The 1,001-nt window shown below is 73.9% G+C and carries 2 protein-coding genes; both read right to left on the minus strand.

Annotation, left to right across the window (positions count from 1 at the left end; all coding sequences use genetic code 11):
* The coding region (locus DW309_RS05260) for a thiamine pyrophosphate-binding protein (RefSeq protein WP_275090049.1) at positions 1–445 on the minus strand (445 nt) is incomplete at its 3' end.
* Positions 442–792 carry a PLD nuclease N-terminal domain-containing protein gene (locus tag DW309_RS05265; protein ID WP_136028489.1) on the minus strand — a complete coding sequence of 117 codons (351 nt, stop codon included), beginning with the start codon at positions 790–792 and terminating at the stop codon, positions 442–444. The genes DW309_RS05265 and DW309_RS05260, both read right to left, overlap by 4 nt.
* Positions 793–1,001 lie beyond the last annotated feature (209 nt).

Consider the following 1,001-nt stretch of genomic DNA (forward strand, 5'->3'; position numbering starts at 1 on the left):
GACCCCGCCAATCGCCGTCGCCCGGCACCGGGGCGTCGACCGTGGCGCGCACCCACGGGTCGAACAGCCCCGGCTGGACGGTGGCCTGGTTGGCGCCGACACCGCGCAGCTCCGGCGGACGGTCGGCCGTGAGCAGCAGCAACGGCACCCCCGCGTGGAACGCCTCCATCGTGGCGGGCAGGAGATTCGCGACCGCCGTCCCGCTCGTGCACACGACCGCGGCGGGCACGCCCGTCTCGCGTGCGATGCCCAGGGCGGTGAAACCGGCGACGCGTTCATCGATGCGCACGTGCAGCCGCAACACCCCGTCGTCGGACAGTCGCGCGGCAGCGAGTGCGAGGGCCTGCGAGCGCGACCCCGGCGACAGCACCACGTCGCGCACGCCGTTCGCCACGAGCTCGGCGAACAGGGACGCCGCGGCGTCCGTCGCGGGCGACGACGTCACGGGCGCGGATCCGCGGTGGGCGGCTCGTCGGTCTCCTCGTCCAGGCGGGCGAGCTCCTCCTCCAGGCGGCGGATCCGGGCGTCCTGCTCCGCCTTGCTGATGCTGCGCAGGAACGCCGGATCGTCATCCGGGGCGAGCGTGCGCTGCACACCCTGATCGTTCGCGCGACGACGGCCGATCACGAACCAGAGGATGCCGCCGATGACCGGGATCAGGACGACGATGGCGATCCAGGCGGCCTTGGGCACACCCCGGTGCCGCGTCGGCGGCTGCACGGCGCAGTCGACGATGCTGAACACCCAGAACACGGCGGCGAGGAAGCCGCCGATGATGAGTAGTCTCGCCACCCTTCCAGTGTAGGCGTGTCCGCGCGGGCGGGGCCCCGGAGAGGCAAAGGCCCCGTTGCTAGACTGCGCGGGTCATGCCGCCTCTCGCGACCACCCGGAGCCCGCGAGCGCGCGCCGAGCGGATCCTGCTCGCCAGGGTCGTCACCGCCGTCGGCCTCGCGCTCCTCCTCGTCGTCGGCGCCTGGTCCACCGCGCACGGCCCCGGCGAC

This window comes from Microbacterium sp. K41, from assembly GCF_004794395.1.
In the GTDB taxonomy this organism is placed as follows: domain Bacteria; phylum Actinomycetota; class Actinomycetes; order Actinomycetales; family Microbacteriaceae; genus Microbacterium; species Microbacterium sufflavum.